Consider the following 26,511-nt stretch of genomic DNA (forward strand, 5'->3'; position numbering starts at 1 on the left):
GTTTAAAGGTATCTAAAACGAAATTTTTGTGACTAATTAGTTTAATGATGATTAGAAAAGTGAATAATGAGTTGATTTGAAGTGAATCTGTAAAAATTAAGTTGTTTTTTTACATAATTTGAGTAGAAATAATAATAAATAGCTTTTATTTAAGTTGTTAATGGCGAGAATAGGGCATTTCGTTACAATCTTGGTTATACATTGTTCATTCATGTTACATTAAAAGAATAGAATTAAACTAAGGATGATTTAATGAAAAAATTTCTTTCTATTATCATATTAGTCACGCTTGTTGTTGGTAATGTAATGTTTTTTAATTTTATTACTAATATCTTGTCGCGTGATTTTCTTTTTAAAGAACAAACAGAAGTTCAAATTAAATATAACGATAATTATCCGGTTTCAGATTTTAATAGTTCTATAAAGACTTTTTCAAAAGCTAAAAATATTAACATAGCTCAGTATACATTTTTAGGTGAACACGATTTAAATATTTATGCTTCTAATTGTCAATATTCCCCAAATATAAAACTTAAAAAAGGAGATTATCCCAATAATAACCAGTTTTTGGCTAATGAAGAAAATAGTGATAAAAAACAATCGGGTGTAATTTATCATCCTTCTAAGTATTGGTCTATAAAAGTTTATGACTTTGAACAGATTAAAAATGTAGGTATAAGTAATACTTTTTATGTAAGTGGCTTAGATAATAAGGCTACTTATCAGGCCTTTTTAAAGGAATTCAAGCAGTACGGGGAAATAATTATGGAAAACGCTAATGTAAGTTGGTGGAATTATATTAATATCCCGTTACTTATGACTTTGATTTTATGTTTCGTTATTTTATCTGTTGCCATATACTACAATTTAAGATACTCCAAGGAGAGATTGTTTGTTAATCGTGTTTGGGGGAACTCTGAATTAGTTACATTAAAGTCTTTATTCAATAAAACTATTATATTTACTTTGTTTATTATAGTATTAATTCTGATAGTTTTTGTTAGTATTGTTTTAGCAAAGGGATTATCTATATACTTAGTGGAAATAGTGTGGAAGTTGCTTTTGTTTAATGTACTTTTATTTATTTTTATCCTATTTCTGATGTGTTTTTTTGGATTTCTTAGAATAAAGAAAATTGATCAATCAAAATCAGGCCAGCGTGTGCAATCAGCAAAACAGCAATTAACTATTAATCTGGTTATTAAGTTTGCGCTGCTCTGTTTATTTATTAGTACTTTTATAACTTCGTATCAATCGCTTCAGACTTTAAATACTAGGCTAGCTAATATTAACGTATGGGATTCTACAAAAAACATTTTTAAAGTGAAAGTAGGAGTTTTGCCAGAGAATATTCAAGATGATTTAAAAGCTGATAGAAAATTAAACGATAATTTAAGAGCTTTTTATGAAGAAGGTACGTCTACAAAAGAGATGTTTTTAATGTATTCGAATAATTTCCAGCGGAGTGAAAATGATACTTTCTTCTATGAAACCTATTTGAAAAAAGATACTGAAATAAACTCACCTGATGGGAATAGTGTAGAGGTTGATTTTAATTATTTAAAATTAAATCCAATTAAAAGCGTAAAAGGTCAGAATGCGGAAAAAGAAGCAATAATCAGTGATAAAATTTTGAATATTATTGTTCCTAAGAGTAAGCGGAAATACGAGAAAGATATAGAAAATACTTTTCTTGATTACTTCTATTTTCAAAAAGTAGAGGTTGCTAACATTTACAACGAAGCTTTAAATCGGCCTGATTTAGCGTTAAGTAAGGAAGACTTAAGTGTTAATATTATTTATGCGGAAAATAACCAAGACTATTTTTCCTATGACAGTAATACTGGGAATTTGAAAACGGGGAATATCACAGATCCAATAGCGATTATCTATACAGGAAACATTGATTCATCTAATATTGGTGCTCGTGTAACTTCTTCTGTATATTTTGTGGATAAAACGAAGGGCGATGCGTTTAATTCTATTTTGCCACTTATTAATAATTCAAATGCAAGAGAAATTACCCATGTAACGAGTGTTTACCAAGAAGTATCAAGTGAAATAACAGCTTTAAAATGGCAAATATATCAGCAAATGATAGGTACGATAATTCTAGCGATATGCACATGTTCTTTTATGTTATTGCTTATACTGTCCTACTATAGAGAGAATCTATATAAACAACTAATTTATCATGTGTTTGGATATTCGTTTTGGCAAAGTAGTAAATGGTTTATTATAAGTAATCTGTTTGTGTGTGCTTTTTCTGGAGTTGTCACTTTTATTATTAGTAAAGAACTAGTTGCCTTATATTTTAGTGTAGTTATTCTCTTAATAGAGCTAATTGCTATTTATTTCTTAAAAGAAAAAGTAATTAATAAAGATTTTAAAGCCATATTAAAAGGTGAAAAATATGATTGAGTTAGTTAATGTTAGTAAGAAAATAAAAGATAAATTAATATTGAAAAAAGTCTCTCTATCAATTGGAACTGGTGAATTTATTGCAATTGTCGGAGAAAGTGGAAGTGGAAAAACAACATTATTAAATATAATAGGTCACTTAGAGGCAAAAGATAGTGGGCAAATTAAAATTAACCACACGGAATATCACTCAAAAAAAGAGATTATGGTATTAAAAAAAGAAATATTAGGTTTTATATTCCAAAACTACTTGTTAATGGAAAATGAAACTGTTCAAGATAATTTATCTATTTCAAAAGGAACAGATCGCAATCTAATGATAAAATATCTTGATTATGTGGGTTTAGATGAAAGTTATTTGCTAAAAAAAGTTTATCAATTAAGCGGTGGAGAAAAACAACGGATTGCAATAGTGAGAATATTACTTAAGCCTTTCCAGTTATTACTTGCGGACGAGCCAACAGGAAATTTAGATAATAAAAATAAGCAGAAAATCATAGAATTGTTTTTAGAGTTAAAAAAGCAAGGAAAAACCATCATTTGTGTTACGCATGACCCGGAAATATCCGGAAAAGCAGACCGTGTTATTCATATTGAAAAAGGAGAGATAAGATGAAAATAGTTGGTATTTCTTTTGTAAACAGCATATTAATACTCTTAGTAGTACTTATTCATAAAATATTATTTAGAGTTTTGCTTCTTGGATATGAAAATTTGTTTTTCTACTGGGGCTCCTTTGTATTAATTTATTTTATTTTGAATTTAGCTACAAATAAGCTTCTATTATCTAGATATTGAACAACAATCCCTCTTTTTCATGGTATAGAGCCTAATATAGAGAAAAGTAATTGGAGGTTGGAAAGTTCACAAAGTCTACAACTAATAAAGCTACATTAGATGTTATAATTTTACTAAAAGATTTATGCCTAAAATAAGATGGGAAGAGTTATTATGACATTTTTAGAGTTGTTGAAGGTAAAACTAGAAAGAAAAAAGAATTTAATAACTTTAAGTTCCATGACAGAATTTGAGGATATTATAGCTTTCTTTGAGAAGGATAAATGTGATAAAGAGGGAATTAGTGAGCAAGAATTTTTAGCTGTTTTTCTTAAAGCGTATGAAGAATATTGTGATGAATTAGTAGCGAAAAGAAAAGGTTTATCAATAAAAGGTGTTGATGGGGCGCCAAATTGGTGTGGATATGAGTATATGATATGGAAAGCTAATTTTAAGTATATCGAACCAATTTTAAAAGTAAAAAAATTTAAAGACGAAAACAAACTAATGGAGGGGCTTCTATCATTATGCTTGTCACCTAAATATGGTAAAGGTCGGCAGTCATTAATAATTTTAATTGGAGAATATGGATTAAAGACATATGCTCCATCGTTAGGAGTTTTGTTAGATGACTCAGAAGTTACTATTCAAGTAATTTCGGCATTTACAAAAATGAAGGATGTATCACAGTATGAAAAAATAAAAGTTCTTGCTGAAAAGGAAAAAGCTACACCAGAAAGATTTTATGCTAAAAAGTATATAAATAAAGTAAAAAGGACTCCTAGCCTTGACTAGGAGTCCTTTTTATTCAAACAAGAAATCTAAAATCTTATCTCCAATTTTCTTCTTCTCACCTTGATAAGGGAAGCAGTGCATATGCATTGCTGGATTGAAGTTTAGCTCGATAATAGCGTGTTTGTCGCGGTCCATTGTTTCACGTGGAACAATTATGTCTACGCCGCAAATTTTGGCGTCAAGGACTTGGGTGGCACGAATAGCTATTTCTTTGAAGTAATCGTCCATTTCTTCGGTATAGTCAATGCTGTCGCCGCCTGTGCTGACGTTGGAATTTTCGCGAAGGTAGATGATTTCTTCTGCTTTAGGAATACTATCCCAAGAAAGATTTTGCATGGATAGCATTAGAGTTTCTTCGGGACCAGTACGGATTTTTTCAAGTGGTTTCAAATGGTCCGTTCCGCGCAATGGATCAGCGTTTTTTTCATCGACTAGTTCGTGTATAGTGTGAATTCCATCTCCTGTTACATTAGCGGGTACGCGTTTTAAAACAGCCTCAACTTTGTCGTTAATGACTAAGAAACGGAACTCGTCGCCAGGAATAAATTCTTCAATAATAACAGAGCTATCGTAACTGAATGCGATATTTAAAGCTTCTTGATAATCTTCTAGCGTAAATTTGTTTTTGAAAATACTAATTCCCCATCCGTAGTTGGTAGACTTAGGTTTAACGACAATTTGTTTATCTTCAAATAAAGTGAATGCTTCAAGTGCAAGAGCTTGGTCGCTAAAACTATCGCCAAATGGAACGCGAATGCCGTGCTCTGCTAGTACAAGCTTGGTGACAACTTTATTTTCCATCATTAACACAGATACATAGTTGTCTTTAGAAGTTTTGCTAGCTTGTTTCACATACTCCAGCTGGTCGCCTTTTTGGAAACGAAGGAAGTTTTCGGCTCGGTCTAATACGTCAACTTTGATGCCGCGTGCGATAGCGTCTTTCCAAATGATTTGTGTGGAAAGTTCCATGTCTTCTGCGCCAACAAGTTTATAGGCCAAAGCTTCGGTTTCTCCCATATAAGTTTTAGCTTGGTTTAAATGGAATTCGACGTAACCTTCTTTAGCTGATTGTGCTTGTACTTGTGCAGCAATCGTTTTTTCAGGGTGTAGCAGGCGTTCTTTTTGTTTTTCGATAATTGTTTGGAAATGGTTGTCATTAGGAATTAGGCTTTGGATGAAGTCGCTCATTTTGTTTAATTCTAAAAGTCCTGCATCAGCAAGGGACATTTCCTCGTTATCACAGTTTTTAATTGCGGGCTGTGCGAGGCCGTTTAAAGCGATATTATTTTCGTTTTCATCAGCTAGTTGTTGGTTGTTCGCGCATAACTCACGATCTTCCGAAAGCAAACCTTTAATTAAAAATAGATGGATAAAAATAAGTTCATCCTTGGAAATTCCATTTGGTTCAAGTGGATTTAAGTCAATCGAGCGAATTTCTAAATATTCCACACCATGTTTTGCTAAACCTTCGACAGTTTGGTCAGTATGTGCATTTTTTAAGCGGATTGGGTTGTAAAACTCGCGCATACTTTCGATTTTACCAGCTTCAATGTAGTTGGAAATACTCGAAATATAGGCGTCAAATGAATTGTAATCAACGTAAAGTGATTCTTTGTTTTTATAGCCAGCGTTGCTATTACGAAGGGAAATTCCACCATCAAGAGCCTTGCTACCATCTTGCAGTACCTCTTCATAGTCAGTTTTTGTAAAATCAGCCAGATAGACTGGACTCGCACCAGTTAAATAAATAAGCAACCAACGATTTTTCATAAAATATTTAGCTACTTTTAAATATAATCGATTTTTAAAATCACGTTTTGATTCGTTAGGAAGGCTGATTTCAGCATGAAGCCCGTCAATTAGCGCTTCAGGAAAAGAGAAATTATAATGAATTCCGGATAATAATTGGATTTTTTTACCGTAACCTTTAGCTAAGTGCTCACGATATTTTCTATCAGGGCTATCTGGCGTTTTATATTCTGCAATCGGAATATCTTCTTCCGAGGGCAAAATGGGCGGATTGCTAGAAGGCCAAAGCAGTTCGTTTTCTGATCGTAATGAAACGATATTATGAAGATTTTCAAGCCATTCATATACAGCGTCAATTGAGTCAGTTACAGGTGTAATCATTTCAATTTGGCTTTCCGAAAAATCGGTTTTAATATATGGATTATCTTCTTTTGGACCAAAAATTGGTGGATGAGGCGTAAGAGCCAACTTTCCATCAGAAGTTACGCGTATATTCTCTTTTTCCAAACCAAAATGACCAGAAAATAAGTGTTTCCGGAGAGCTTCGTTTTCTTTAAAAGAATCAAGCATCGTTATATCAAGTTTTATCATGTTTTCACCTCAGGGGTTTTAAATAAGTTCATATAGAGATATTTTACCGCAATATGTGAAATTAGTATAATGATTGGTTTGTGATTTACAGTAGTGTAGAAAATTTTAAAAAATGTAGAAAAAATACTACTGAACTTATATAATGGGTGGAAGAGGTGAAAAAATGGAGATTCGGAATTTAACTAAAAAGATGGAAGACAACATGGTTTTGAAGGATATTTCATTTGATTTGAAAGCAGGAGAAATAACGGCACTTATTGGAAGAAATGGTGTTGGGAAAACGACGCTTTTTTCGACGATGACAGGGATTTATTTGCCTGTTGAAGGAGATGTTTTCATAGACGGGAAGAGTATTTTTGAACATCCTGAAGTCAAACAGCAGTTGTTTTTATTGGAAGATAATATGAATCACTTTAATACATATAATGTACAGGCGGTTGTGAAAATTTATAGGAAAATTTATCCTACTTTTGATGAAACGTTCTTTAATGATTTAATGCAGCAATTTGAATTACCAATGAAAGCAAAATTAATGTCATTTTCAAAAGGAAGAAAAGCATTATTTTTCATTATTTTAGCTTTTTCTTTAGATGTTCGTTATTTATTGCTAGATGAACCGATGGATGGGCTAGATGTTATTATTAAAAAGCAAATTTTAGCAATTATAAAAGACACGGTGAAAAAACGTGGAATGAGTGTTGTCATTGCTTCTCATCGTCTGGATGAACTAGAAACTATTGCTAATCGGGTCATTGTTTTAAAAGGGGCCCATTTGGAGCTTGATTATTATTTAGATGATATGCGAGATGATGCAGTGAAAATCCAGGTAGCATTTAAAACTAAGAAAATACCTGATTTTGTGAAAAACAATGCTCAATTATTATATCGAAATGGGAGAATTTACACGCTTTTAGTCACAGAAAATGCTAACGAATTTGTTAGGCAATTGCGACTAGAGGAACCAATTTTATTTGAAGAAATGGCTATTACTATAGAGGATATTTTTACGGTTCATTTAACGAATGACAAGATAGATTATTACGAGATTTAAAGACATAAAAATGAGGATGAAGCGAATAATGTTTAATCGAGGGTTATGGTATCGAGAGTGGCGTAATATGAGATGGATGCTTCTGGGCGTAGCGGTATTGTTTTTTCTAGGAATTACTTTAGGTCTCGTTTCAGATGCAGAGCGTTGGCAAAGTCAAAAGGATTTTTATGAATCAAGTGAGTTTATAAAACAACAAAAAGAAAACCCAGAATATAAAACTTCCGATGAAGAAATGAACACTAGTTTGACTGTAGCTTATTTAGCTATCCCGATGTACACGAATTTTATTCAGGCAGAATATGTAGAGTACATGCCTTTCATGTTTTATTTTCAATTAGAGATGTTTTTCACTTTAATTAAAGCAAGTGTTTTTGTTTTAGGAGTGTTGGCGGTTATATTTGAGCGTTACACACGAGCAAATCGGTTTACAGCATCGCTTCCTTATAAGCGGACACATATTATTGGGGTTAAAATGATTATGGGTATAGCTACGATTACGTTGAGTTATCTTGTATCTATTGGAATTGGACTGACTTACTTCTTCAGACATATACCGACAAATTATATACAATTAGAAATGGCGAAATTTTGGACAGATATTGCGGGTGGTTTATTTACTTATATTCTCATCTTTTTAGTCGCTATTTTGATTGGATTGCTAATTGGATCGCCTATTGCAGCAGCTGTGGTAGCATTTGGTGTAATGTTAGTCCCAAATGTATTGAATCCTACACTAGATAATTTATATAAATATATTTGGCCAGATGGTGGAGAGGCTGGAATGACTAATCTACTTAAGTTTGAGGATTATGTAAATGTATTTTCCCCATTTTCTTTTGAATCGGCCTCGCTTGGAGCAGTTATTTTTAGTGCATTATTAAGTGCTTGTATGGTAGTTGCTATTTTAGTTTTATACAAAAAGCAACATATCGAACGTAATGGTTATTTATTTGCTTTTTCATGGGTGAAATGGCCTTTTCTTATCTTATTTTCACTGTTTATTGGAATGGTAATAGCCAATCTAGCAGTGGGGGATACCGAATTAAGTTTTATTGGTTATCTTTCTTGGGGAATCGGGTCGACGATTGCTAGTTTTATTTTAGCACTTTATATTTTAAACAAAATGCGCGGACTTTTCCAAATGTCTAAAACGAATTAAAAAAATAGCTTTTTTATAGTAGGTAAGTCCGGTATAATAGAGGATAGAATAAGTGAGGGAGGATTTAGCATTGACCACAGAAATGAATAAACCGCCAGTAGCTGATTTAAAGGCTAATCTAACAAAGCGGAATTTGCAATACGTAATGGAAGTTGAAAAGCATTTGCGAGGAACTCATTACGCTGAAGAGCAACAAGAAATTATTATTTACGAAATGTGTGAAAAGATTTTAGCCGAACAGAAAAAAGGTATCACAGCAAGAAAATTATTTAATTTAACACCAACAGAATATGTTGTTTCTTTAGATGTGAAAGCTGCACCAGTTGAGCAAAATACAGAGAAATGGTGGCTTGTACTTGACGGCGGACTCCTTGTACTTGGAGCGATGATGTTGATTTCTGGAATTAGTGCTTATTTCCAAAAAAATGCACAAACTCTAGGAATTATTGTCTTAGTAATCACTGCTGTTGTCGGTGGTTTTGCAATGCTTATCTTACGTAAATACGCATCTAACATGCGTGCAGGACAAAAAGGTGGAACGATAAAATACTTACTAGTAGCAGTTGGAGTCATTGCAGTATGGATGTTTGTAATGACAATTGTGCAAGTGACAATTCCTCCAAATATCAATGTAGCGTTAAGTCCGATTGTTAACACAGTTGGTGGTGCAATTATTATTGCCCTACGTTTCTATGTGAAGAAAAAGAAAAATATTCCATCCTTATAAGAAGATGGACACGGATAGGTGACCTAAATTGCATATTGCGAGGTGGTCACCTGTTTTTATTTCCCGGGAAATACTGATACAGACGAGGTGAATAAATTTATGTTTTCGTATGAAGTGATTAGGCAATTTACAGAGACAGAACACCATTTATACCGCTACATAATGGACAATCGGGACAAAGTTATGTTTATGAGAGTGCGCGAACTTTCGGAGGTAACGCATGTTTCACCAGCATCAATTGTTCGTTTTACTAGAAAGTTGGGTTGTGAAGGCTTCTCAGAATTTAAGGTGAAGCTAAAACAAGAAGCAACACGTAAGGTAAAGAAAAAAACGGCGGATACTGTAGAAGTTTTAGAGGAATTCTTTGAACGGACAATGAATCGTGATTATGATCAAGTATTAGATGCAGCGGCAGAGATCATTAATGAAGCAGATTTAGTCGTCTTTTTTGGAATCGGAACCTCAGGGATTTTAGCAGAATATGGCAGTCGTTTTTTCTCCAATATGAAGAAGCGAACATTTTATATTAAAGATCCATTTTATCCTAATCCGGGAGAACAATTTAAAAATAAAGCAGTAATGATTATATTATCTGTGTCTGGTGAGACGGATCAAGTGCTTGAACAAGCGCAAAATATGCAACAATATGGTAGCCGGATTATTAGTATCACCAATACGAGCCATAATACGCTTGCCGAGCTATCTGATGTCAATATCCCGTATTACGTCACGCAAGAAATGGTGGATAAGACGAATATTACGACGCAAATTCCGGTGCTGTTTCTGTTAGAAGCGATGGCGAAGAAAAATTATAATCAAGAACAGCTAGAATAATAAAAAGCGTGTAGATTTTGTCGTCTACACGCTTTTTTATTAACTTATTTTCTTGTATACGTGAACAAACTCAGTGACAACTTCTCTTAATGTTTCTGTTGTGATGAGTAAGTCCTCTGCATGAATTAGCAGTAACTGAATTTCCACTTTTTCACCGGAAGCTTCTTTTTGAATTAGCTTATGATGCTCGTGGTGACCATTAGCAAGTGTTTCGCCACCTTCTTTTAGTTTTGCCTCGGCTTCTTCAAAATTCCCATCACGAGCTGCGCGAAGTCCTTCTAAGTAACTACTTCTCGCTGAGCCAACTTGACTAATCATGCCAAAAATGACTGTTTCCATTTCATTCATGTCTATTTTCCTCCTGTAAAAAGTGATACACTGCGCCGAGTAGGCCAGCTTGGTTTTTATGTGTGGCTGTTTCGATAATCGTGTCACGCAGCCCAAAGCTCGCCATGTGATGCTTTAGTTCCGTGATAAAAGTAGGACGACTTGTAATTCCGCCACCGATAAAAATATGGGTTGGATCGAAAAGATAAATCAAATTATAAAGCCCTGTACAAATCCCTGTATAAAACTCAGTAATAAGTCGTTCTGAGATGGGATCATGTGCATCATAATTGGCAAAAATCTCTTCACCAGTTATTTCTTTCAAAGGGCGACCGGTTAGCTCTGCGTATTGTCTGCGAAGAACGAGCATAGTAGTAGTTTCATTCAGCGTATATTTTCCAGGACGAAATGCACCTGGGCGTTGGCTAAACATATAACCAAACTCGCCAGCTCGGAAACGGCCGCCGCGAACCAATGCGCCATTAGAAAAAATACCGCCACCAATTCCAGTTCCGATAGTTAAACAAAGAAAATCATCCAAATCTTGTCCTTTTCCAAGCCATTTTTCAGCAAGTAGGGCGCAGTTGGCGTCATTTTCGATGGCAACAGGAAGGCTGGTTTCCGCTTCGAGCCATTCTTTTAAATTAAAGTTATCAAATCTGCGGATAGCGCCGCCCATTGTGATAAGCCCGGTTTTCGGATTAACGTAGCCTGGTGCGCTGACAGCAATCCCTGTCACGTCTGTATTTTCAGCAAGAAATAGCTTCATTTCTGCTAAAATATGGTCGCCATCACTCGCGATTATTTCGGCTGATTTTGTTAAAATAATTTCACCATGCGGCAAAACGACCCCCATTTTAAGGGCCGTTCCACCGATATCAAAAGCTGCAATTTTCATTTTGTCACATCCTATTGTTCTGTCGAGGCTGTTGCATTTTTGTCCATTGCTGCATCACTCGCGGCAATTTTGTTAGATACAAGTACGAATGGTAGATAAATGACTGTCGCGACGGCTAGACAGAGCAAGCCGACCAGAAGCGCGAGCCAGTTTCCTCCTGTACCAAGGAATGGAATCAGTGGTCCTGGAGTTGTCCAAGGCACTTGATAGGCGACAGGTGGAATAAGTTTTGTTGAGATAAAGAAGTAACCAATTAATGTATTGATTGCTGGTGTAATGATAAAAGGAATAACCATAATTGGGTTTAATACGATTGGTAAACCGAAAATAACTGGTTCATTGATGTTGAAAATCCCTGGTGCAAGAGAAAGTTTCGCGATATCTCGGTAGTCTGCACGACGAGAAGCGATAAAGATAGCAATCAGTAAACCTAGAGTCATACCAGATCCACCGTAGTTTGCAAATCCGTCATTTAGGCCAGCCCATGTTGCTGGGTATGGAGCTCCCCAAGCAGAACCGTGCTGTGCTACGTAAGATAAGTTGTCTAAGTTTGGTTCAGTGAAGATGGTGTCACGAATAGCCGCAACAGTGTTAGGCCCGTGAATACCAAGTACCCAAAGTAAATTAGAAACAAGCCCGATGATGATAACAGAGAATACGTTAGTTCCCATGTCTTTAAGTGGAGCTTGAATAACTGTGTAAACAAGGTCGTTTAAACCTTCTGGAGCGATTAATGTGATTAAGTAGTTAATGACAGAGAAAAGAATAGTGATGATGATAACTGGAATTAATACTTTAAAAGAACGAGCAACTGCTGGTGGTACTTGGTCAGGCATTTTAATCATTAAACGAGGGGATCTAGCTAGACGGCTAAATACTTCCCCAGTAATAATTGCTACGATAATAGCAACGAAAAGACCTTGTGCGCCTAAGAATTTGATTGTCATGTAAGATGCGTTATCAACAACTGTGTAAGGCGTATAGACGATAAAGAATGCACCTATCGAGGTAAGCCCACAGAGCAAATCATCCTGTTTAAAGAAGATGGCGAGGTTCCGCGCGACTAGAAATACAATCAGAATCGCCATAATATTGGTCGAACCTTGCATTACCGGCGAAAATACAGCCTGTGCATCTGCTAAATTAGGGAAGATTTTCCCTAGGAATAAGATTTTTGCAATAAAGCCATCCGGAGATAACACTGCAAAGTTAATCAAAGTGATAATTGAACCGGCCATAATTAATGGGAAAACTAAAATAAATGCATCACGAATTGCTGCAATATGGCGCTGTGAGTTCAATTTATTCGCTACTGGTACTAAAACACGTTCCATGCCGTGTTCGAATTTTGACATTATACTCATTTTAAAACCTCCCTATTTTTAAATGAAAATTCCTTACCCAATCTCCGCGAAAGCTTTTTCAAGAACGGCTTTCCCATTTAACATACCATAATCTTTCATATCAATAACAATAACTGGAATACGTCCCTGTACGAGTTCATCTACTTGCGGTTTTTGGTAACGGACTTGAGGTCCAAGCATAACAATATCCATTTTATCTACCACACTGCTAGCTTCTGATACTGGCAATGCTTCAATTTCAATTTCTTCCCCAATAGAGGTTGCGTGCGCTTTCATTTTAGTAACGAGTAAGCTTGTCGACATTCCAGCCGCACATACAAGTAATATTTTTTTCATTAAAATTTCCCTCCCAAAATGGTTGAAGCAGAGAGAGAACAAGGCTTATTTGCCCTGTTCCTCTACTAAATTAGCTCCGTTTGCTTCGATTGTCTTTTTATACCAGTAAAAACTGTCTTTTTTATAGCGTTTCAATTCTTTTTCATCGTTTTCGTCGCGGTCAACATATACGAAACCGTAACGTTTTTGGTAGCCGTTTAGCCAGCTTAGTAAATCTGTGAAGCTCCAAGTGCAGTATCCAAGCATCTCTACACCATCCGTGATTGCTTCTTGGATTGCTAGAGCATGGGCGCGAATATATTCAATTCGGTACTCATCGTGGATTTTGTGGTCTTCCGTCAAGCTATCATACTCACCAAGACCATTTTCTGTAATCATGATTGGTAATTTATAGCGGTTAGTAATTCTACGTAAGCCAATGCGCAAGCCTGTTGGATCAATATCCCAGTCCCAATTCGTTTTCTCTAAGTAAGGATTGTTGGTGTTTTTGTATAACCCCGGTACACCAGTTTCCTCGGAAGTGCCTTTTTCGCCAGTTGTATTCATTTTCCCAGAACCAACGCCGTCTTTCCCATTAAAGGCATGAGTCATTGAGCGGTAATAGTTAACTCCCATGAAATCAGGTTTTCCTTTTTTCAGAAGTTCGGTATCGCCTGGTAAGATTTCCGGCGCAAGACCGTGCTCTTCCAGCCAATTCCAAGTAGCAGTCGGATATTCACCCCATGTGTAAACATCCATCCAGAAATGGGCATTGAATTCCTCAGAGTTTTCAGAAGCGAGCACATTCGCTGGATTAGCATCAATGGAATAACTTGGTCCGTAAGCGAAACTTGGTCCAATTTTTCCAGAGGTACCTAGCTCGCGGAATTTAGCAATTGCAGAAGCATTCGCCAAGTTCGCATTGTGATTTGCAGCAAACATACGCTTGTCGTCAGAAACGCCAGGTGGGTGATATGCTAATTTGTAACCGTGTGAGATAAATACATTTTGTTCATTAAGTGTAACCCAGTATTTAACTCGTCCGTTAAAGCGTTCGAATAGAAGGGCAGCATAGTTAGTGAAATCTTCTACGACTTTGCGTGACTCCCATCCACCATATTCGTCTTGAAGCCCTTGCGGAATATCCCAGTGGTAAAGTGTAACGACTGGTTCAATTCCATAAGAAAGAAGTTCATCAATCAAGTTATCATAGAATTTCAGTCCAGCTTCGTTAACTTCCCCGTTACCATGCGGGATAACGCGACTCCATGCGACAGAGAAACGATATGCTTTTAGGCCCTGTTCAGCCATTAGCGCGACATCTTCTTTGTAGCGATGATAATTATCCACCGCTACATCTCCGTTTGTTTCTTTGAATGTTGTTCCAGGAATACGAACAAATTCATCCCATACAGATGGTCCTTTGCCATCCTCATCCCAGGCACCTTCTACTTGGTACGCTGCAGAAGCTGATCCCCATAGAAAATCTTTTGGGAAAGGTTTCAACTTATTATGTTCCATTATGGCACCTCCAAAAATTATGTGCGATTAGTCTGTTTTAGTTTTGCTTGCTTTATTAATGTAAACGGTTTCGACTGATTGGTAAATAGTTTTTGCTGCTTTGGGTTCGTGTTTCATATCAATGGTATAAGTTTCTAAACTGAAACGTTGTGTTTCGTGTATGTGATACGGAGAACAATTGACATTTGAGGCAGCATCCCTTATTCTATATGTATTAATGAAAAGAGGTGAGATGACATGTTTCTTTTGAGTGCACGCAATAGTATAGTTGAATTTTTGTATATTGTCCGTGCAATTTTTTCCGGTATTGCAGTTACATTGGTGAAGTCTGCCCAAAAAACTGTATAACTAGAAAAAATGAGAGAAGCATGGAGTCACGCAATCGGTTTGTATAGTGCTAAATTAGTATTATACTTATAATTGGCGTCGGGCGCTTGTCTGACGCTTTTTTGTTGTCTAAAAAAATGTTTCACGTGAAACATTTTGCCATGCTTCCTTGGATAATGGAGGATAAAATGACAATAGTAGCAATGAATGATGTAGTTAAAAGTTTTACTGGAGATATTATTTTAGAGAAAGTATCTCTTCAATTAGAAGAAGGCGAGCGCGTCGGTTTAATTGGTCGTAATGGTGAAGGGAAAAGTACAATTTTGAAGGTTTTAAAAGGGTTAGAGGGCGTTGATAGTGGGATTGTAACCAGTAAAAAAGGCGCTAAAATAGGACTTTTAGAACAACTATCTACAGTAAATCCCAATATAATAGTTGAACAATATTTACGAACTAGTTTTGGTGAGTTAGAGGAGTTAGAAAAAGAATTACGGGCATTAGAAGAAGAAATGGCAACAAACCCAAGCGAAAAGCTAATGAACCGCTACGGAGATAAAATGGCTTTATTCGGTGAGCTCGGTGGATATGAAATGGATGCTAACTTGAGCAAAGTGGTCAATGGACTTGGTATTGGAGCATTACTGCCTCAAAAATGGGGCGATTTAAGTGGCGGTGAGAAAACAAAAGCAGCATTAGCTCATTTATTATTGCAGAAAACGGACTTGTTACTTTTGGATGAGCCAACAAATCACTTAGACTTGATGGCAGTAGAATGGTTGACCTCGTTTTTACAACATTACGCTGGAACCGTGTTAGTTGTGTCTCACGATCGCTACTTTTTAGATGAGGTAGTCCAGAAAATGGTGGAGCTTGAGAACCGCGAGTTAATCATTTATCATACGAATTTTTCCGGATATTTAAAAGAGCGGGAAGAACGACTATTACGCGAATTTCAAGATTATAAAGACCAACAAAAGAAAATCAAAAAGATGCAGCAAGCTATAAAAAGATTGCGCCAGTGGGCTATGCAAGCCAATCCGCCAAATGATGCAATGTTCCGTCGGGCAAAAAATATGGAACGAGCATTAGAACGTATGGAAAAAGTGAAGCGCCCTGTATTAACACAAAAACAAATGCAATTACAATTTGACGAGGCTAGCAGAAGCGGGCAAGACGTAGTTGTGATGGAGAATTTAAATAAATCTTTTAGCGAAAAAGAAATTATGCAGGATGTTTCTTTACAAATTAGACAAGGCGAGCGAGTGGCAATTATTGGTAAAAATGGTACCGGAAAATCCACTTTATTAAAAATAATAGAAGGAAAAGTGGAGCCGGATAACGGGACGGTGAAAGTCGGAGCAAGTGTGAAAATCGCCTCGCTGTCACAACAAATGGAAGAGTTGAATGAAAAAATGACAGTACTTGAAGCGTTTCGAGATAAGGTTGCTGTGACAGAGGGAGAAGCGAGGCAAATGCTAGCTGGCTTCATGTTTTACGGGGAGATGGTTTTCCGGAAAGTAGCAAATATTAGCGGTGGCGAGCGAATGCGACTTAGATTAGCTCAATTTATTAATATGCCTGTGAATACACTTATTCTTGATGAACCGACCAACCACTTGGACATTGCGTCTCGTGAAGTATTGGAAGAAGCAATCCGGACTTTTACCGGGACAATCATTACTGTATCACATGATCGTTATTTTATTGATCAGCTCTGTTCAAAAGTAATTTGGCTTGAAAATAAACAATTAGCTGTGTATGAAGGTAACTACAGCTATGCCATTAGTAAACGAGGATAATCACCTTGCTGGAAATCATTCTCTAAATAAATTAGAATGAAGAAAAGAGGTGATGGTATGGAGATAACAGTTGTAAAAGGTGATATTACAGAACAAAATGTGGACGTCATTGTGAACGCTGCTAATCCAGGACTCCTGGGTGGTGGCGGAGTGGATGGTGCTATCCATCAAGCAGCTGGTCCTGATTTATTAAAAGAATGTCAAGAGGTTATTAATCGCATTGGTTCTTGTCCAGCGGGTGAAGCAGTAATTACTTCTGCAGGTGATTTAAAAGCAAATTACATTATTCATGCTGTGGGTCCGATTTGGAAGGACGGAGAGCATCAGGAAGCGAACAAACTGGCGTCTTGTTATTGGAAAGCTTTGGATTTAGCGGCTGGAAAAGACTTAACTTCGATTGCCTTTCCTAATATTTCTACCGGTGTATATGGTTTTCCTAAAAAACTAGCAGCAGAGGTAGCGCTTTATACCGTTCGCAAATGGATGGAAGAAGAGTATGATGCAAGTATTAAAGAAATACGTTTCGTTTGTTTCGATGAAGAAAACTTGAAGTTATACAATAAATTAATAAACAGTGAAGTCGTTTAAGATAACAATCTTAGACGGCTTTTTCAAATGTTTCACGTGAAACATTTTTTACTATATTTTCTGAATTAAACAACAACGGAAAACCTTCTTGACATAGCTCCTAGCTTCTTGTAACATCATATTCAATAACTAAAAATATACATTGGCTATTTCAGCATGATTATAGAAGACAAGTCGCATGATGTGGAGATTTTCCACCATTTTTTCTTTATGAAAATAAGGATAAGATGATGCGTTTTTTCTATATAAAAAAGCGAGTACCAATAAAAAAGGAGTGTTTGCGACCCATGTGGGAAACAAAATTTGCAAAAGAAGGCTTAACATTTGATGATGTTTTACTTGTTCCAGCGAAATCGGACGTATTACCCAATGATGTAGATTTAAGTGTAGAAATGGCTCCATCACTCAAATTAAATGTACCAATTTGGAGTGCCGGAATGGACACAATAACGGAAGCTAAAATGGCAATAGCGATTGCGCGCCAAGGTGGAATCGGTGTTGTTCATAAAAATATGAGTATTGAACAACAAGCAGAAGAAATCGAAAAAGTGAAACGCTCTGAAAGCGGCGTTATTATTGATCCATTTTATCTGACTCCAGACCACCAAGTTTTTGCTGCAGAGCATTTGATGGGTAAATATCGTATCTCAGGTGTTCCAATCGTCAATAACGAGAAGGAGCGCAAACTAGTTGGGATTTTAACTAACCGCGATTTACGTTTTATTTCAGACTACTCTACAGTAATTAAAGATGTTATGACCAAAGAAAACCTAGTGACAGCACCAGTTGGAACTACTTTAAAACAAGCGGAGCAGATTTTGCAAAAACACCGCATCGAGAAATTGCCACTTGTGGATGAAGCGGGCATTCTAAAAGGTCTTATCACTATTAAAGATATTGAAAAAGTAATTGAATTTCCGAACTCTGCTAAAGATAAGCACGGTAGACTACTTGCTGCAGCAGCTGTTGGGATTACGAATGATACGTTTGTACGCGTAGAGAAATTAATCGAAGCGGGTGTAGATGCGATTGTAATTGATACTGCGCACGGACATTCAGCAGGCGTTATTAATAAAATTTCTGAAATTCGTCAAACATTCAAAGATGTCGTGATTGTGGCTGGAAACGTTGCGACAGCTGAAGGAGCACGTGCTCTTTTTGAAGTTGGTGTTGATATTGTGAAAGTTGGTATTGGACCAGGTTCCATCTGTACGACACGTGTTGTTGCGGGTGTCGGAGTTCCGCAAATCACAGCCATTTATGATTGTGCGACTGTTGCACGTGAGTTTAGTAAAACAATTATCGCGGACGGTGGTATTAAATACTCTGGTGATATCGTGAAGGCGCTGGCTGCTGGAGGAAATGCAGTTATGCTAGGAAGTATGCTGGCTGGAACGGACGAAAGCCCTGGTGAAACAGAAATTTTCCAAGGCCGTCAATTTAAAACTTACCGTGGTATGGGTAGTTTGGCAGCAATGGAGCACGGTTCTAAAGATCGTTACTTCCAAGCAGACGCGAAAAAACTCGTTCCTGAAGGTATTGAAGGTCGCGTTCCTTATAAAGGTTCCGTTGCCGATATTATCTTCCAATTAGTTGGTGGTATTCGTTCAGGTATGGGCTACACTGGTTCCCCTGATTTAAGACATCTTCGTGAAGAGGCAGCGTTTGTTCGTATGACTGGTGCCGGGCTACGCGAGAGCCATCCACATGATATTCAAATTACAAAAGAAGCACCAAATTATAGCATTTCTTAAGGTCGAAAAAGCAGGAATCTCTTCCAAAAGAGGTTTCTGCTTTTTAATTTCTTTTATAAAACAAGATAATACTAAGAAAAAATGAATTTCCTCAAAAAGCTTCAATTAAATGCGTAAAACCGCTATACTGTTTCTATAGAGGAGGCGTGAAAAAAGATAATGATAGAACAAGCCAGAGCTATTTTACAGCAAAATTTTGGTTATCAAGATTTTCGAGATGGGCAAGTAGATGTCATTTCGAAACTTTGCGCGGGTGAAGATACGCTAGCAATCATGCCAACTGGCGGCGGAAAGTCACTTTGCTACCAAATCCCAGCACTTCTTTTTAATGGTTTAACCATAGTTGTTTCTCCGCTAATTTCACTTATGAAGGATCAAGTAGATGCGCTAATCTCAGAAGGTATTGCAGCTACTTTTATTAATAGTACGCTTACTAATAGAGAAATAGATATTCGCCTTGAAGCTGCGTTTTCTGGAGAGATAAAGCTGCTATATATTGCCCCGGAACGAATTGAAACTTCCGGATTCCAGCGCTTAATCGAACAAGTACCTATTGCGCTATTTGCAATTGATGAAGCACACTGTATTTCGCAGTGGGGGCATGACTTTAGACCAAGCTATTTGAGCCTTTGCGATAGCTTAAATAAAATGACCCGGCGTCCGCTTGTTATCGCGCTTACTGCTACAGCAACCCAAGCTGTTTCAGACGATATTTGTCGTCTTTTAGAAATAAAACCAAATTCTGTTATCAAAACTGGATTTTCCAGAGATAATTTAGCATTTCAAGTAGTAAAAGGTCAAGATAAAGACAAGTATTTAATTGATTATTTAACGAAAAATTCGACGGAATCAGGTATTATTTATGCGTCTACACGAAAAGAAGTGGAGCGAATCCACAGTTTTTTGCTTAAAAAAGGTGTGGAATCAGGTATGTATCACGGCGGAATGACTGATATAGCCCGAAAAGATTGGCAGGAGAAGTTTCTATATGATGATATTCGCGTAATTGTAGCAACGAATGCTTTTGGAATGGGCATTAACAAATCCAATGTGCGCTTTGTTATTCATTATAATATTCCGCGTAACATTGAGGCATATTATCAAGAAGCAGGGAGAGCTGGTCGAGACGGTGTTCCAAGTGATTGTATTCTGCTCTTTTCTCCACAAGATAGTCGTATTCAACAGTTTTTAATTGAGCAATCCGAAATGGATGATGAACGTAAACAAAATGAATTCGTCAAGCTACGTCAAATGACGGGTTATGGTTATACAGAAATTTGTTTGCAGAAATATATCGTCCAATATTTTGGTGACGACGAAGAAAACTGCGGAAAATGTAGTAATTGTTTAGATACACGAGAAGCCACAGATATTACGATTTTAGCGCAACAAGTTTTTTCTTGTATAAAACGAATGGGGGAACGTTTCGGAAAAGTATTGATTGCTAAGGTTTTGACCGGATCTGCTGATCAAAAAGTGAAGGATTGGCACTTTGAAGAACTTAGTACCTATGGCTTAATGAAAGATGCATCTCAAAAAGATGTATTGCAACTAATTGATTACCTCACAGCAGAAAAATATTTACAACCAACTGATAGCCAATTTCCCTCACTCAAACTTACAGAACGAGCAATATCAGTGTTGCGAGGGGAACTAAAAGTGGAAAGAAAACAAGCGAAACGTGCTGAAAAAGTTAAAATAGATGTAAACAGTGACCTTTTCGAGAAATTGCGGGAAGTGCGGCGGGAACTGGCAGCAAAACACAAGGTGCCGCCATATATCATTTTTTCAGATGAAACGTTACGTGACATGTGTGCATATATGCCACAAACGGAAGATGCACTGCTTGAAGTCAAAGGCATTGGTGCGATGAAACGCGATAAATATGGTGCTGAATTCTTGGCAGTATTGCAACAAGAGGCAACAAAATAAGATAGAAGAGAGGGTTTTGACAGATGACAAAAACATTAGTGCTGGCAGAAAAACCGTCTGTCGGTAAAGATATTGGTCGGGTACTCGGAGCTAAGCAAGGTAAGAATGGCTATTTAGAAGGTGGAAAATATGTAGTAACTTGGGCACTTGGGCACCTTGTAACACTGGCTGACCCAGAACGCTACGATGCAAAGTACAAAAGCTGGAATATGGAAGACTTACCAATGCTTCCAGAAAAAATGAAATTAGAACCAATCAAACAAACGAGAAAACAATACGAAACGGTTAAGAAATTAATGAATCGTCCAGATATAACAACCATTGTCATTGCAACAGATGCAGGCAGAGAGGGAGAACTTGTAGCTCGCTGGATTATTGACTATGCGAAAATCAAGAAGCCTCTAAAAAGACTATGGATCTCCTCTGTAACGGATAAAGCGATACGTGAAGGATTTGAACACTTAAAACCAGGGAAAGCTTATGAAAATCTGTATCACTCTGCTGTCGCTCGTTCTGAAGCTGACTGGGTGGTAGGGATCAATGCCACACGTGCGTTAACAACAAAATACAACGCTCAACTTTCATGTGGTCGAGTGCAAACGCCAACCCTTGCAATGATTCAACATCGTGAGGAAGAGATTCGCAACTTTAAACCGCGTGAATACTATGGAATTACCGCGTTAACTGAACGAGAAAGTTTCACGTGGAACAATGGCCAAACTTTTGATAAAGCTTTAGCGGAAAAACTAGTAAAATCTTTACAAGGCGAAAATGCGATAATTACAGAAGTCACTATGAAAGAAAAGAAAACTTTCTCACCAGGTTTATATGATTTAACCGAATTACAACGCGATGCTAATAATAGATATGATTTTTCAGCGAAAGAAACGCTTAATATTATGCAAACTTTATACGAGCGACACAAAGTACTAACATACCCACGAACAGACTCACGCTTTATTTCGACAGATATCGTTCCAACACTTAAAGAACGTTTAGTGGCATGTGGTGTGGGTGAAAATGCAAAAGCAGCCCGCCAAATCAGCGGAAAACCGATCAAAGCGAACAAATCGTTTGTAGATAATAGCAAAGTAAGTGACCATCACGCAATTATTCCAACTGAGCAGCCTGTATCACTTGGAGATTTAAGCGATAAAGAACGGAAAATTTATGACCTTGTTGTCAAACGCTTTTTAGCAGTGCTTTCAGAGCCATATATTTACGAAGAAACCTCTGTTAAAGCCAAAATAGGTCAAGAAGAATTCGCTTTAAAAGGTAAAGTTGTTAAATCACTTGGTTGGAAAAGTATTTATGGAGAGTCGCGCGAACCAGATCAGTTAACTAAAATGAAAAAAGGCGATACAATTCCAGTTAAACGAATCAATTTAGAGACTGGAAAAACAAAGCCGCCAGCGAGATTTAATGAAGCAACCTTACTTTCAGCTATGGAAAACCCGTCTAAATATATGGAATCAACGAGCAAAGCTTTAGCCAAAACTCTTGGTGATACAGGAGGACTTGGAACAGTGGCAACACGCGCTGATATTATTGAAAAATTGTTCAATAGTTTCTCTTTAGAAAAGCAAGGTAAGGACATTCTAATTACTTCTAAAGGGCGCCAGTTATTAGAATTAGTTCCGGAAGATTTAAAATCCCCAGAACTAACGGCTCGTTGGGAACAAAAATTATCGAAAATCGCAAAAGGTGAGCTAGATTACCGGAAATTCACTGCAGAAATGCGTGATTACGCCAAAAAAGCAGTAACTGAAATAAAACAAAACGATAAAAAATTCCGTCACGATAATATTACCTCACAAAAATGCCCAGACTGTGGTAAGCCGATGCTAAAAGTCAAAGGTAAACGCGGAACAATGCTGGTTTGTCAGGACCGTGAATGTGGTCATCGTGAATCAGTTTCGAGAACGACTAATGCACGTTGTCCTAATTGCCACAAACGTATGGAAATGCGGGGCGAAGGAGATAAACAAATTTTTGTATGTGTTTGCGGACACCGGGAGAAATTATCTGCGTTCCAACAGCGTCGCGATAAGGAGAAAAATAAAAATGTATCCAAAACAGATGTAGCTAAATTTATGAAAAAACAAAACAAGCAAGAAGATGAGCCATTTAACAATCCAATGGCTGAAGCGCTTGCTAAATTGAAGCTGGATAAATAAGATGGAACAAAGTGACCCACTCATATTGAGTGGGTCACTTTGTTTGACATAGTCTGTCGTATACGAAACAATAAAAGAGCAATCCACACTGAAAAGGAGATGTTTCACGTGAAACATAATCAATTAATTATTGAAACAGATATCCCAGCTAAAATGCGCGATGGAGTGACACTCTATGCAGATATATATCGTCCGGCCGGTGAAGGGAAATATCCAGTTTTGCTTACAAGATTACCTTATAGTAAATCATACGGTCTCCATTTTATCCGTCCTAATATTTTGGCAGAGCAAGGTTATATTGTGATAGTTCAAGATGTTCGCGGTAGATACACTTCAGAAGGCGAATTTGTACCTTACATAGCAGAAGTAGATGATGGATATGACACAATTGAATGGGCAGCTAATTTGCCTTATTCTAATGGGGATGTCGGCATGTTCGGGTTGTCGTATTACGGTTATACACAAATATTAGCTGCGATAAGCGGTAATAAACATTTGAAAGTAATCGCACCAATCATGGCGCAAAATAGTATGACAGATGTATTTAACGACCATGACGGTGCGTTAGAGCTAGGGATGTGGGAAACGTGGAATCTAGAGTCTATGCTTCCAAACATGCTAGCGCGTACGTATAAAACAAGGGATGAATTAGAGGCAGCAACAAAGGCATTAATGAAAAACCTCGACCATTTAGATGTACTTTATCAATTTAAACCTTATAAAGACTGGCCAGCAATCGGGCAAAATGAAATGCCTTATTTCTCTGAGTTGCTAAATTATGAACCGGAACATAATCACTGGCAAAAAATCGACGCGAAAAGCAATTATAATAAAATTAATGTGCCAGGACTTCATGTTGCTGGTTGGTATGACTGCTTTTTAGATAAAACAATCGCTAATTTTCAAAATGGTCACTTGCGCGGTCTTGGAGATAAGCTCATCATTGGACCATGGACGCATGCTAATTTTACACAGATGATTGGTGACCGTGATTTTGGAATGGCGGCCACTAAATGGGGCGAGGCGAATATGCACGCAAGACATATAGAATGGTTCAATCATTGGTTGAAAAAAGAGCCATTACCAGCATCGGCGCCGGTTAATTATTTTGTGATGGGTTTGAACGACTGGAAAACAGCTGAAAACTGGCCGCCACAAAATGCAAATATGACACCACTATATTTTAAAAAGGAAAAAGTAAGTGCAGAATTCACACCGCCGACTACCTCTTCTGAAGCAAAATTCAATTATAATCCAGAAAAACCAGTACCATCAAATGGTGGTGGCACCTTACATAAAGCACTGCATGCAGATGGACCTCGTGATCAACAAACAATCGAACTTCGCGAAGACGTTCTTTGTTACTCGACAGACCCACTAGAAGAAGCAATCGAAGTTACTGGATCAATTCAAGTAAAACTTTGGGCAAAAACAAACGCCCCTAATACAGATTTTACAGCGAAATTAGTAGATGTATTTCCAGATGGAACTGCTTTTAACTTAGCAGATGGTATCATCCGGGCGAACAAACAACATAGCGATAATGTGCAAAATAATATTAATGAATATACAATTGATTTATGGGCAACAAGTAATTTATTTCAAAAAGGCCATCGAATCCGCGTCGAAATATCTTCTAGTAACTTTCCGAGATTTGATCCTAACCCAAATACGGGCAGTAGTTTTATTCATTCAACCGAAAGTCAAATTGCGAGCCAAACGATTTACCATAGCCCAGAATACCCGTCCCATATTCTTCTACCAATTATTCGCTAGAAGTTTGGCTTTTTGGGCGAAAAGTTTTATATACGACACTATTAAATCATGGTAAAATATGAAAGTATCCGTCAAAAAATGAAACTTATTCAAAAAGGGAATTTTAAAATAGGTTTCTTGATTAAAATATAGATAAACTGAGCTAACTGTTTGCTCAAAATGAAGGAGAAGTTGCAGTGAAAAATATAATTAAAAAAACAGGGATCTTAATCATGGCAGCATCCCTTGCAGTAAGTGGCTTTTTAGTAAGTCCGAAAGCAGCACAAGCCGCGGAAGCACCAAACGTCAATGCAAATGCAGCAATCGCGATTGAAGAGAGTACTGGTAAAATTTTATATTCAAAAGATGCTGATAAGCTAATGGGAATCGCATCCATGACGAAAATGATGGATGAATACTTATTACTTGAAGCTATTGATAAAGGACAATTGAAATGGGACGATAAAGTAACTATTTCTGAATATGCCTACAAAGTTTCTCAAGACACTTCCTTATCGAATGTTCCACTTAGATTAGGTGAAGAGTATAGTGTTCAAGAATTATATGAAGCGATGGCAATTTATTCCGCGAATGGGGCTGCAATTGCCATTTCTGAAAAAATAGCGGGTTCTGAAAAAGAATTTGTTGATTTGATGAATAAAAAAGCAGAAGAACTAAAACTAGGCGAACACCAATTTGTTAACTCGACTGGGCTTAACAATGAAGATTTAAAAGGTGGCCAGCAAGTGGGCGGTCCAACAGATGAGAATAAGATGACAGCTCGCGGGATGGCAAAGCTTGCGAAACACTTAATTGATGATTATCCTGATGTTCTTAAAACAGCTAGTACAACGAAAAAAGAATTCCGTAAAGGCACACCTGACCAAATTGACATGTCAAACTGGAACTGGTTACTACCAGGATTAATTTACGGTCGTCAAGGTGTTGATGGCTTGAAAACTGGAACTACTGATTATGCTGGAATGTGTTTGACTGCAACAGCGGTACAAGACGGCATGCGAGTTATTACTGTAGTGCTTCATGCTAATGGTGGTGGTAAAGGTGAACATACAAGTGCTCGTTTTGACGAAACAAACAAAATGCTAGATTATGCATTTAATAATTTCAAAGTAAAAGAAGTACAAAAAGCAGGTTCGAAAGTGAAAAAGCCAGCTAGTATCGCTGTAGATAAAGGAAAAGAAGATACAGTCGGACTCGTTACAAAAGATGCAGTGAAGCTAGTTGTACCGAAGAACGGAAACGCTCCTAAGTTAAATATCGATGTAACACTAAAAGAAAAAACAATAGAAGCACCAGTTAAAAAAGGTACAGAAGTCGGCAAAATGGAAGTATCTCTAAAAGATGGCGACAAGTTAGGCTATCTTGATGGAAAACAAACAGAAACAATCGACGTACTAACTGCTAGCGACGTCGAAAAAGCAAACTGGTTCATGCTTTCCGCTCAAGCAGCAGGTTCTTTCTTTAAAGGCATTGGCAATTACGTATCTGATGGCGTAAAAGGCTGGTTTAATTAACATAAAAAAATCGATTTCCTTAACTAGGAAATCGACTTTTTTTATTGGTTTGATAGTCTCTATAAAACCATAATAAGAAAAAAACAATACTAATAGTAAAAAATATAATTGGCAC

22 protein-coding genes and 1 pseudogene are annotated in these 26,511 nt (G+C 37.0%); 15 read left to right on the forward strand and 8 right to left on the reverse strand.

Features of this window, described 5'->3' with window-relative positions; translation table 11 throughout:
- The first annotated feature begins 252 nt into the window (after window positions 1–252).
- The 4 genes from HCB45_RS14060 (at window position 253) to HCB45_RS14075 (ending at window position 3,993) form a co-directional block, all read left to right on the forward strand.
- Window positions 253–2,421: a DUF1430 domain-containing protein gene (locus HCB45_RS14060; protein ID WP_185620307.1), complete on the forward strand. Its 2,169-nt coding sequence runs from the start codon at window positions 253–255 to the stop codon at window positions 2,419–2,421.
- The gene (locus tag HCB45_RS14065; RefSeq protein ID WP_185560805.1) at window positions 2,414–3,037 is read left to right on the forward strand and encodes an ATP-binding cassette domain-containing protein; all 624 of its coding nucleotides are present in this window, start codon (window positions 2,414–2,416) and stop codon (window positions 3,035–3,037) included. The genes HCB45_RS14060 and HCB45_RS14065 overlap by 8 nt, the downstream gene beginning before the upstream one ends.
- Window positions 3,034–3,219, forward strand: coding sequence for a bacteriocin-like WGxF protein (locus HCB45_RS14070; RefSeq protein ID WP_185560804.1), 186 nt, complete (start codon window positions 3,034–3,036; stop codon window positions 3,217–3,219). Before HCB45_RS14065 ends, HCB45_RS14070 begins: the two co-directional genes overlap by 4 nt.
- 153 nt (window positions 3,220–3,372) lie before the next feature.
- Entirely contained in the window at window positions 3,373–3,993 is a 621-nt protein-coding gene (locus HCB45_RS14075; protein WP_221771120.1) for a hypothetical protein, read from the forward strand.
- A gap of 9 nt (window positions 3,994–4,002) precedes the next feature.
- On the opposite strand, the gene gshAB is transcribed toward HCB45_RS14075, so the two are convergent.
- Window positions 4,003–6,333, reverse strand: a complete 2,331-nt coding sequence (gene gshAB, locus HCB45_RS14080) for a bifunctional glutamate--cysteine ligase GshA/glutathione synthetase GshB (protein WP_185620308.1) — start codon at window positions 6,331–6,333, stop codon at window positions 4,003–4,005.
- A 163-nt stretch (window positions 6,334–6,496) separates the two neighbouring features.
- Between gshAB and HCB45_RS14085 the strand changes: the two genes are divergently transcribed.
- The 4 genes from HCB45_RS14085 to HCB45_RS14100 all read left to right on the forward strand — a co-directional run bounded on the left by HCB45_RS14085 (window position 6,497) and on the right by HCB45_RS14100 (window position 10,104).
- Window positions 6,497–7,384: an ATP-binding cassette domain-containing protein gene (locus HCB45_RS14085; RefSeq protein ID WP_185620309.1), complete on the forward strand. Its 888-nt coding sequence runs from the start codon at window positions 6,497–6,499 to the stop codon at window positions 7,382–7,384.
- A 28-nt stretch (window positions 7,385–7,412) separates the two neighbouring features.
- A complete protein-coding gene (locus HCB45_RS14090; RefSeq protein WP_185319681.1) occupies window positions 7,413–8,543 on the forward strand; it encodes a permease in 1,131 nt (376 codons plus the stop codon).
- An 82-nt stretch (window positions 8,544–8,625) separates the two neighbouring features.
- Window positions 8,626–9,270 (forward strand): DUF1129 domain-containing protein, encoded by a 645-nt coding sequence (locus HCB45_RS14095; RefSeq protein ID WP_185319816.1) that lies wholly within the window; start codon window positions 8,626–8,628, stop codon window positions 9,268–9,270.
- 99 nt (window positions 9,271–9,369) lie between these two features.
- Window positions 9,370–10,104, forward strand: a complete 735-nt coding sequence (locus HCB45_RS14100; RefSeq protein ID WP_185319682.1) for a MurR/RpiR family transcriptional regulator — start codon at window positions 9,370–9,372, stop codon at window positions 10,102–10,104.
- Window positions 10,105–10,143: 39 nt separating this feature from the next.
- Here the strand turns inward: HCB45_RS14100 and HCB45_RS14105 are convergent, their stop codons facing one another.
- The 6 genes from HCB45_RS14105 to HCB45_RS14130 are packed head-to-tail and all read right to left on the reverse strand — an operon-like array spanning window position 10,144 to window position 14,865.
- Window positions 10,144–10,452 (reverse strand): PTS sugar transporter subunit IIA, encoded by a 309-nt coding sequence (locus HCB45_RS14105; RefSeq protein ID WP_185319683.1) that lies wholly within the window; start codon window positions 10,450–10,452, stop codon window positions 10,144–10,146.
- Window positions 10,445–11,329 (reverse strand): beta-glucoside kinase, encoded by an 885-nt coding sequence (bglK, locus tag HCB45_RS14110; protein WP_185620310.1) that lies wholly within the window; start codon window positions 11,327–11,329, stop codon window positions 10,445–10,447. The genes HCB45_RS14105 and bglK overlap by 8 nt, the downstream gene beginning before the upstream one ends.
- 11 nt (window positions 11,330–11,340) lie before the next feature.
- A complete protein-coding gene (locus HCB45_RS14115; RefSeq protein ID WP_003725316.1) occupies window positions 11,341–12,693 on the reverse strand; it encodes a PTS sugar transporter subunit IIC in 1,353 nt (450 codons plus the stop codon).
- 33 nt (window positions 12,694–12,726) lie between these two features.
- A complete protein-coding gene (locus HCB45_RS14120) occupies window positions 12,727–13,029 on the reverse strand; it encodes a PTS sugar transporter subunit IIB (RefSeq protein WP_003725315.1) in 303 nt (100 codons plus the stop codon).
- A 45-nt stretch (window positions 13,030–13,074) separates the two neighbouring features.
- Window positions 13,075–14,529, reverse strand: coding sequence for a glycoside hydrolase family 1 protein (locus tag HCB45_RS14125; RefSeq protein ID WP_003725314.1), 1,455 nt, complete (start codon window positions 14,527–14,529; stop codon window positions 13,075–13,077).
- Between the two features lie 27 nt (window positions 14,530–14,556).
- Window positions 14,557–14,865 (reverse strand): hypothetical protein, encoded by a 309-nt coding sequence (locus tag HCB45_RS14130; RefSeq protein ID WP_185607938.1) that lies wholly within the window; start codon window positions 14,863–14,865, stop codon window positions 14,557–14,559.
- Window positions 14,866–15,044: 179 nt separating this feature from the next.
- Here HCB45_RS14130 and abc-f point away from each other — a divergent pair, with 179 nt between their 5' ends.
- The 7 genes from abc-f to pbpD1 all read left to right on the forward strand — a co-directional run bounded on the left by abc-f (window position 15,045) and on the right by pbpD1 (window position 26,396).
- Window positions 15,045–16,655, forward strand: coding sequence for a ribosomal protection-like ABC-F family protein (gene abc-f / locus HCB45_RS14135; protein ID WP_185620311.1), 1,611 nt, complete (start codon window positions 15,045–15,047; stop codon window positions 16,653–16,655).
- 57 nt (window positions 16,656–16,712) lie between these two features.
- A complete protein-coding gene (locus tag HCB45_RS14140) occupies window positions 16,713–17,243 on the forward strand; it encodes an ADP-ribose-binding protein (protein ID WP_185319689.1) in 531 nt (176 codons plus the stop codon).
- 287 nt (window positions 17,244–17,530) lie between these two features.
- Window positions 17,531–18,997, forward strand: coding sequence for an IMP dehydrogenase (gene guaB / locus HCB45_RS14145; protein WP_185620312.1), 1,467 nt, complete (start codon window positions 17,531–17,533; stop codon window positions 18,995–18,997).
- A 159-nt stretch (window positions 18,998–19,156) separates the two neighbouring features.
- Window positions 19,157–20,929, forward strand: a complete 1,773-nt coding sequence (recQ, locus tag HCB45_RS14150) for a DNA helicase RecQ (RefSeq protein WP_185620313.1) — start codon at window positions 19,157–19,159, stop codon at window positions 20,927–20,929.
- Window positions 20,930–20,952: 23 nt separating this feature from the next.
- Window positions 20,953–23,106, forward strand: a complete 2,154-nt coding sequence (locus tag HCB45_RS14155) for a DNA topoisomerase III (protein ID WP_185319691.1) — start codon at window positions 20,953–20,955, stop codon at window positions 23,104–23,106.
- Window positions 23,107–23,214: 108 nt separating this feature from the next.
- On the forward strand, window positions 23,215–24,882 hold the full coding sequence (locus HCB45_RS14160) for a CocE/NonD family hydrolase (protein WP_185319692.1): 1,668 nt from the start codon (window positions 23,215–23,217) through the stop codon (window positions 24,880–24,882).
- 176 nt (window positions 24,883–25,058) lie between these two features.
- The gene (gene pbpD1 / locus HCB45_RS14165) at window positions 25,059–26,396 is read left to right on the forward strand and encodes a D-alanyl-D-alanine carboxypeptidase PBPD1 (protein WP_185620314.1); all 1,338 of its coding nucleotides are present in this window, start codon (window positions 25,059–25,061) and stop codon (window positions 26,394–26,396) included.
- A 19-nt stretch (window positions 26,397–26,415) separates the two neighbouring features.
- Here pbpD1 and HCB45_RS15325 read toward each other — a convergent pair.
- Window positions 26,416–26,511, reverse strand: a pseudogene (locus tag HCB45_RS15325) (hypothetical protein); the annotation flags it as partial.

The organism is Listeria farberi (assembly GCF_014229245.1).
Taxonomy (GTDB): domain Bacteria; phylum Bacillota; class Bacilli; order Lactobacillales; family Listeriaceae; genus Listeria; species Listeria farberi.

What these genes read in the sequence shown, in the direction of transcription:
- gshAB (WP_185620308.1), bottom strand. Translation starts at nt 6,333, where the DNA reads ATGATAAAACTTGATATAACGATGCTTGATTCTTTTAAAGAAAACGAA.
- HCB45_RS14125 (WP_003725314.1), bottom strand. Translation starts at nt 14,529, where the DNA reads ATGGAACATAATAAGTTGAAACCTTTCCCAAAAGATTTTCTATGGGGA.
- HCB45_RS14155 (WP_185319691.1), top strand. Translation starts at nt 20,953, where the DNA reads ATGACAAAAACATTAGTGCTGGCAGAAAAACCGTCTGTCGGTAAAGAT.
- HCB45_RS14070 (WP_185560804.1), top strand. Translation starts at nt 3,034, where the DNA reads ATGAAAATAGTTGGTATTTCTTTTGTAAACAGCATATTAATACTCTTA.
- abc-f (WP_185620311.1), top strand. Translation starts at nt 15,045, where the DNA reads ATGACAATAGTAGCAATGAATGATGTAGTTAAAAGTTTTACTGGAGAT.
- HCB45_RS14120 (WP_003725315.1), bottom strand. Translation starts at nt 13,029, where the DNA reads ATGAAAAAAATATTACTTGTATGTGCGGCTGGAATGTCGACAAGCTTA.
- HCB45_RS14140 (WP_185319689.1), top strand. Translation starts at nt 16,713, where the DNA reads ATGGAGATAACAGTTGTAAAAGGTGATATTACAGAACAAAATGTGGAC.
- HCB45_RS14115 (WP_003725316.1), bottom strand. Translation starts at nt 12,693, where the DNA reads ATGAGTATAATGTCAAAATTCGAACACGGCATGGAACGTGTTTTAGTA.
- recQ (WP_185620313.1), top strand. Translation starts at nt 19,157, where the DNA reads ATGATAGAACAAGCCAGAGCTATTTTACAGCAAAATTTTGGTTATCAA.
- HCB45_RS14075 (WP_221771120.1), top strand. Translation starts at nt 3,373, where the DNA reads ATGACATTTTTAGAGTTGTTGAAGGTAAAACTAGAAAGAAAAAAGAAT.
- HCB45_RS14085 (WP_185620309.1), top strand. Translation starts at nt 6,497, where the DNA reads ATGGAGATTCGGAATTTAACTAAAAAGATGGAAGACAACATGGTTTTG.
- HCB45_RS14105 (WP_185319683.1), bottom strand. Translation starts at nt 10,452, where the DNA reads ATGAATGAAATGGAAACAGTCATTTTTGGCATGATTAGTCAAGTTGGC.
- HCB45_RS14090 (WP_185319681.1), top strand. Translation starts at nt 7,413, where the DNA reads ATGTTTAATCGAGGGTTATGGTATCGAGAGTGGCGTAATATGAGATGG.
- HCB45_RS14100 (WP_185319682.1), top strand. Translation starts at nt 9,370, where the DNA reads ATGTTTTCGTATGAAGTGATTAGGCAATTTACAGAGACAGAACACCAT.
- HCB45_RS14065 (WP_185560805.1), top strand. Translation starts at nt 2,414, where the DNA reads ATGATTGAGTTAGTTAATGTTAGTAAGAAAATAAAAGATAAATTAATA.
- HCB45_RS14060 (WP_185620307.1), top strand. Translation starts at nt 253, where the DNA reads ATGAAAAAATTTCTTTCTATTATCATATTAGTCACGCTTGTTGTTGGT.
- HCB45_RS14095 (WP_185319816.1), top strand. Translation starts at nt 8,626, where the DNA reads ATGAATAAACCGCCAGTAGCTGATTTAAAGGCTAATCTAACAAAGCGG.
- bglK (WP_185620310.1), bottom strand. Translation starts at nt 11,329, where the DNA reads ATGAAAATTGCAGCTTTTGATATCGGTGGAACGGCCCTTAAAATGGGG.
- guaB (WP_185620312.1), top strand. Translation starts at nt 17,531, where the DNA reads ATGTGGGAAACAAAATTTGCAAAAGAAGGCTTAACATTTGATGATGTT.